This is a genomic window from Bacillus sp. AP50 (assembly GCF_040492675.1).
Classification (GTDB): Bacteria; Bacillota; Bacilli; order Bacillales; family Bacillaceae_G; genus Bacillus_A; species Bacillus_A cereus.
In genome coordinates this window covers 1-5,272 of the sequence record NZ_JBEUTW010000293.1, presented here as the reverse complement: position 1 = coordinate 5,272, position 5,272 = coordinate 1, and the positions used below count along the sequence as shown (strand labels likewise).

Sequence of the window (5,272 nt, the reverse complement as noted above, 5' to 3'; positions counted from 1 at the left end):
TATTCATTGAAAACGCTTTATTATTCTTCTATATTTTTACCAATTATTTTTTCTCAACCTTTATTTTATTATGTTTATCCTATTTTTCATGCTATTTTCCACTCAAAATCAAAACAAAATAATCTGTCATAAAAAAATGTTTCTCAATATTTTTTGTCACAATGTTATTGAAATGCGAAATTTAATCCTGCTTTTGAAAAGCTACTTTCCGAAAAAGGAGTAACCGCAAAAGTAAATGAACCGAAATTAGAGGCAGGTTCTGTTACAGTTGGCGGCGCTATCGATGACAAAAACTTTGCTGGATTAGATGGTGATTTCCCGTTCATTGATGTAACTTTCAAAGTAGAAAATGATGAATTTTATGAAGCAAACGCTCAATTAGAGTCACCAATTTTTGTTTACTGGAAACAAGGTGAATCAGAACCAAATAGAATGCGTGTACTTCAAGATCAAACATTCTCAGTTATGTCCTTAAACTCACTAGTAGAAGGAAATATTAAACCTGGTGCGTTCTTAAATGAACGCGAATATTTAGATGAAAAGTTCGATTATACAAAGCTTGGCGTAAAAGTATATGCGACTGATTCTTACCGTCATAAGTTTGAAGGCTCACTAGATAAATACGGATACTTCAAACTAAATGGACTTCCAGTTAATAAACGCGACTATAACTTATATGTAGAGGTGCCAGGACATTTAACAAGCCGCCTAACAACGAAACTTGGTACTGAAAAAGACGGTAAGCTGCTTGGCCAATATTATTATGCAAGACCTGACGAAAACCTTACCGGCGATGTAAATGCTGATAAAGTAATCGATATTAAAGATGCTGAAATTATCGCTAGCAACTATGGTAAAAAAGGAGTAACTGTAAAAGACGGAGACCTTAATAAAGATGGTATTGTCGACGAAAAAGATATTCGCTTCGTTGAAAGGAACTTCTTGAAAAAAGGTCCAGATGCATCTAAATCACAAACACCTGTAGAAAAATCCAAAAGCGGTACACTGGCAGATATTTTAAAGAAATTAGGATTAACACCTAAAAAATAATAAAATGAAACTTTAATCAGTGGGTTTTTACTGCCCGGCAAATAGCGGAATAATAAAGAGCACTCTACGTAAAATAGAGTGCTCTTTTCTATAAACGACCCTTATCCAGCAAAAGGGGTATATTGGGGATATACAAGGGAAACCGGAAAAGGAATTTATATTAAATTATATAAGTTCAGAGGTAAGAAGCAGTTTCCCACCTCTGAATTATTTAGCAATTATTATAGTACTGGTGCCATTGTTTCTTTTAATACTTTTACAGAATGAGCGAACTTCACTTTTTCCTCTTCATTTAGCTCAAGTTCTACGATTTCACGTACACCTTCGCGGTTAATTACAGCTGGAACACCTACGTAAGCATCTTTCTCGCCGTATTGACCTTCAAGGTATGCAGATACAGTTAATACGCTGTTCTCGTTGTTTAAGATTGCTTTAGTTACACGAAGTAGTGACATACCGATTCCGTAGTAAGTTGCACCTTTACGCTCGATGATATGGTAAGCTGCATCACGTACGTTTTCGAAGATTTTGTCTAAGTCTTCTTGTTTGTACTGTTCGTTGTTAGCTAAGATTGTTTCTAATTTTTGTACACCGATAGTAGCGTGGCTCCATACTGGAAGTTCAGTGTCACCGTGTTCACCAACGATGTAAGCATGAACGTTACGTGGATCTACATCTAAGTAGTCACCTAACATGTAACGGAAACGAGCAGAGTCTAAAGTAGTACCAGAACCGATTACGCGCTCTTTCGGTAAACCAGATTCTTTCCAAGTTACGTAAGTTAAAATATCAACTGGATTAGTTGCGATTAAGAAGATTCCATCGAATCCGCTATCCATAATGCCGCGAACGATTTGTTTAAAGATCTTTGTATTTTTCTCAACTAAGTCTAAACGAGTTTCACCTGGCTTTTGTGGTAACCCAGCAGTGATAACAACTAAATCTGCATCTTTACAATCTGCATAGCTACCGCTCCAAACTTTTGTTGGTGATGGAGAGAATGGTACCGCATGGCTTAAGTCCATTGCTTCCCCTTCTGCTTTTGCTTCATTAACATCTACTAATACGAATTCTTCAGCTACACCTTGGTTGATCATTGAGTAAGCGTAACTACAACCTACAGCTCCTGTTCCTACTAATACTACACGATTGATACCTTTTTTCATGGTAATTTCCCCTCTCTATTGTTCACATATATTTTTTTATGATTGTTTAAGTAATTAATTAAAATACTAATTTAATGTTGTTTAACTTCTTTACATTCATATTGTAGCACGTATTATTGTGAATTACTTCACAAATTATGACCTATTTGTGAACTTTTTCACATAGAGTGTAAAGTTATTGGAATAGGTGTGGAATCCATTTCAATGGAGGCGTTTTCTTTAGATTGTGAAAGGGTTTTTCTTGTGGTTTTCATCGGTAAGTGAAATTATATCGGCGATTTTTAGAATATATCGACCGTAACTCCAAATATATCAGCGATTATTAAAATTTATCGATCGTAACTCAAATTATATCAGCGATTTTTGCAATATATCGACTTACCGACAAAACTCGACAATAATGACAACATAAAAAAGCTGTCTCCAGTAGGTCACCCTATTGAGAGGCAGCTTCTTCTATATATTATTTATTTTCCACAGTAGCTCCCGGATGTATTTTCATCGGTTTCTCCAAGTGTAGGAGGCTACAGCCATACAGCTGGGGTAAATAAACAACATGATTGTATTTACGGCTCTATATACCCAACTGCAACAGCCCATACTTCATATTTCTTCTATTGCATAAAAAAGCAGACTATCCAAAGTTCACTTTTATACAACAAAAAAGAGATAGCAGATTATGCTATCTCTTTTAGTATGACCCGTACGGGATTCGAACCCGTGTTACCGCCGTGAAAGGGCGGTGTCTTAACCACTTGACCAACGGGCCAGTTCTGGCAGAGAAGAAGGGATTCGAACCCTCGCACCGCGTTCGCGATCTACTCCCTTAGCAGGGGAGCCCCTTGAGCCACTTGGGTACTTCTCTATAAATATGGCTCCGCAGGTAGGACTCGAACCTACGACCGATCGGTTAACAGCCGATAGCTCTACCACTGAGCTACTGCGGAACAATTATGGTGGGCCTAAATGGACTCGAACCATCGACCTCACGCTTATCAGGCGTGCGCTCTAACCAGCTGAGCTATAGGCCCATAATTGAAAAGCGGGTGAAGAGAATCGAACTCTCGACCAGAGCTTGGAAGGCTCTTGTTTTACCACTAAACTACACCCGCATTAAATTGTAAATGGTGAGCCATGAAGGACTCGAACCTTCGACCCTCTGATTAAAAGTCAGATGCTCTACCAACTGAGCTAATGGCTCATTTTGAAAGTGGTGCCGACTAGAGGACTTGAACCCCCAACCTACTGATTACAAGTCAGTTGCTCTACCAATTGAGCTAAGTCGGCTCGTGATTTCAAAATGGTGGCTCGGGACGGAATCGAACCGCCGACACGAGGATTTTCAGTCCTCTGCTCTACCGACTGAGCTACCGAGCCTTTATGTAAAAAATGGCGGTCCCGACCGGGGTCGAACCGGCGATCTCCTGCGTGACAGGCAGGCATGTTAACCACTACACCACGGGACCATTTGGTTGCGGGGACAGGATTTGAACCTGCGACCTTCGGGTTATGAGCCCGACGAGCTACCGTGCTGCTCCACCCCGCGATGATAAAATATTCACTTTAGAAAAAATGGAGGAGGTAGAGGGATTCGAACCCCCGCGCGACTCTCGCCGCCTGTCGGTTTTCAAGACCGATCCCTTCAGCCGAACTTGGGTATACCTCCGAGATATATACGTCTAATGGTGGACCTTGTAGGACTCGAACCTACGACCGGACGGTTATGAGCCGTCTGCTCTAACCAGCTGAGCTAAAGGTCCTTTATGGTAGCGGCGGAGGGGATCGAACCCCCGACCTCACGGGTATGAACCGTACGCTCTAGCCAGCTGAGCTACACCGCCATAAATGATATTAATATAAGTGGAGCCTAGCGGGATCGAACCGCTGACCTCCTGCGTGCAAGGCAGGCGCTCTCCCAGCTGAGCTAAGGCCCCATGTTTTTTAGGAATATCGGGAAGACAGGATTTGAACCTGCGACCCCCTGGTCCCAAACCAGGTGCTCTACCAAGCTGAGCCACTTCCCGTTAATAAAAGCGCGCCCGAGAGGAGTCGAACCCCTAACCTCTTGATCCGTAGTCAAACGCTCTATCCAATTGAGCTACGGGCGCATATGGTGCCGAGGGCGGGGGTCGAACCCGCACGGTGGTCACCCACCGCAGGATTTTAAGTCCTGTGCGTCTGCCTGTTCCGCCACCCCGGCATGTCATATTGAAAATTGGAGCGGAAGACGGGATTCGAACCCGCGACCCCAACCTTGGCAAGGTTGTATTCTACCACTGAACTACTTCCGCAAGACATGTATGAGTTATTTAATTAAAAGTGCGGGTGAAGGGAGTCGAACCCCCACGCCAAAGGCGCCAGATCCTAAGTCTGGTGCGTCTGCCAATTCCGCCACACCCGCATATTAATTTATTTAAGAAAAATGGGGCGACTGATGGGAATCGAACCCACGAATGCCGGAGCCACAATCCGGTGCGTTAACCACTTCGCCACAACCGCCATGATTTCTGGTGCCGACTAGAGGACTTGAACCCCCAACCTACTGATTACAAGTCAGTTGCTCTACCAATTGAGCTAAGTCGGCTAAATGGTGGAGGATGACGGGATCGAACCGCCGACCCCCTGCTTGTAAGGCAGGTGCTCTCCCAGCTGAGCTAATCCTCCATTTGCCTGGCAACGTCCTACTCTCACAGGGACAAGGTCCCAACTACCATCGGCGCTAGAGAGCTTAACTTCCGTGTTCGGTATGGGAACGGGTGTGACCTCTCTGCCATCATTACCAGACTGTATTCATTTAAGACAAGAATCATTGTAACTCATTTAACTTTTAAAGTCAACAAGTTTTTTATATTCTTTCAAAACTAGATAACATTGCTTCATATTATATGGTTAAGTCCTCGATCTATTAGTATTCGTCAGCTCCACATGTCACCATGCTTCCACCTCGAACCTATCAACCTGATCATCTTTCAGGGATCTTACTAGCTTACGCTATGGGAAATCTCATCTTGAGGGGGGCTTCATGCTTAGATGCTTTCAGCACTTATCCCTTCCGC

General features: G+C 42.6%; 1 protein-coding gene, 22 tRNA genes, 2 rRNA genes and 1 pseudogene. 1 reads left to right on the top strand and 25 read right to left on the bottom strand.

From position 1 onward, the window contains the following. Window positions 1-171: 171 nt before the first annotated feature. A pseudogene (locus ABWK52_RS20315) lies at window positions 172-1,050 on the top strand (dockerin type I domain-containing protein); the annotation flags it as partial. Window positions 1,051-1,271: 221 nt separating this feature from the next. Here ABWK52_RS20315 and ABWK52_RS20310 read toward each other — a convergent pair. The 25 genes from ABWK52_RS20310 to ABWK52_RS20190 all read right to left on the bottom strand — a co-directional run. Beyond that, a complete protein-coding gene (locus ABWK52_RS20310; protein ID WP_000715340.1) occupies window positions 1,272-2,216 on the bottom strand; it encodes an L-lactate dehydrogenase in 945 nt (314 codons plus the stop codon). Window positions 2,217-2,913: 697 nt separating this feature from the next. Continuing rightward, window positions 2,914-2,985 (bottom strand) — tRNA-Glu (locus ABWK52_RS20305). A 5-nt stretch (window positions 2,986-2,990) separates the two neighbouring features. Next, window positions 2,991-3,081 (bottom strand) — tRNA-Ser (locus ABWK52_RS20300). A gap of 7 nt (window positions 3,082-3,088) precedes the next feature. Further along, a tRNA-Asn gene (locus ABWK52_RS20295) sits at window positions 3,089-3,163 on the bottom strand. Between the two features lie 7 nt (window positions 3,164-3,170). Beyond that, window positions 3,171-3,247: transfer RNA gene (locus tag ABWK52_RS20290), tRNA-Ile, on the bottom strand. Between the two features lie 10 nt (window positions 3,248-3,257). Next, window positions 3,258-3,328, bottom strand: a tRNA-Gly gene (locus ABWK52_RS20285). Between the two features lie 13 nt (window positions 3,329-3,341). Next, a tRNA-Lys gene (locus tag ABWK52_RS20280) sits at window positions 3,342-3,417 on the bottom strand. A 10-nt stretch (window positions 3,418-3,427) separates the two neighbouring features. Further along, window positions 3,428-3,503: transfer RNA gene (locus ABWK52_RS20275), tRNA-Thr, on the bottom strand. Window positions 3,504-3,517: 14 nt separating this feature from the next. Continuing rightward, a tRNA-Phe gene (locus ABWK52_RS20270) sits at window positions 3,518-3,593 on the bottom strand. Window positions 3,594-3,606: 13 nt separating this feature from the next. Further along, a tRNA-Asp gene (locus tag ABWK52_RS20265) sits at window positions 3,607-3,682 on the bottom strand. A 3-nt stretch (window positions 3,683-3,685) separates the two neighbouring features. Then, a tRNA-Met gene (locus tag ABWK52_RS20260) sits at window positions 3,686-3,762 on the bottom strand. A gap of 27 nt (window positions 3,763-3,789) precedes the next feature. Beyond that, a tRNA-Ser gene (locus tag ABWK52_RS20255) sits at window positions 3,790-3,882 on the bottom strand. Between the two features lie 17 nt (window positions 3,883-3,899). Then, window positions 3,900-3,976 (bottom strand) — tRNA-Ile (locus tag ABWK52_RS20250). A 4-nt stretch (window positions 3,977-3,980) separates the two neighbouring features. Continuing rightward, window positions 3,981-4,057 (bottom strand) — tRNA-Met (locus ABWK52_RS20245). 20 nt (window positions 4,058-4,077) lie between these two features. After that, window positions 4,078-4,150 (bottom strand) — tRNA-Ala (locus ABWK52_RS20240). 16 nt (window positions 4,151-4,166) lie between these two features. Further along, a tRNA-Pro gene (locus ABWK52_RS20235) sits at window positions 4,167-4,240 on the bottom strand. Between the two features lie 10 nt (window positions 4,241-4,250). Further along, window positions 4,251-4,324, bottom strand: a tRNA-Arg gene (locus ABWK52_RS20230). Between the two features lie 3 nt (window positions 4,325-4,327). After that, window positions 4,328-4,416 (bottom strand) — tRNA-Leu (locus ABWK52_RS20225). 16 nt (window positions 4,417-4,432) lie between these two features. Next, window positions 4,433-4,507: transfer RNA gene (locus ABWK52_RS20220), tRNA-Gly, on the bottom strand. 29 nt (window positions 4,508-4,536) lie between these two features. After that, a tRNA-Leu gene (locus ABWK52_RS20215) sits at window positions 4,537-4,617 on the bottom strand. A 22-nt stretch (window positions 4,618-4,639) separates the two neighbouring features. Further along, window positions 4,640-4,715, bottom strand: a tRNA-His gene (locus tag ABWK52_RS20210). A gap of 9 nt (window positions 4,716-4,724) precedes the next feature. Then, a tRNA-Thr gene (locus ABWK52_RS20205) sits at window positions 4,725-4,800 on the bottom strand. A gap of 4 nt (window positions 4,801-4,804) precedes the next feature. Further along, window positions 4,805-4,880 (bottom strand) — tRNA-Val (locus ABWK52_RS20200). 4 nt (window positions 4,881-4,884) lie between these two features. Further along, window positions 4,885-5,000: ribosomal RNA gene (gene rrf, locus ABWK52_RS20195) — 5S ribosomal RNA — on the bottom strand. 101 nt (window positions 5,001-5,101) lie between these two features. Beyond that, window positions 5,102-5,272 (bottom strand): 23S ribosomal RNA (locus ABWK52_RS20190); the annotation flags it as partial.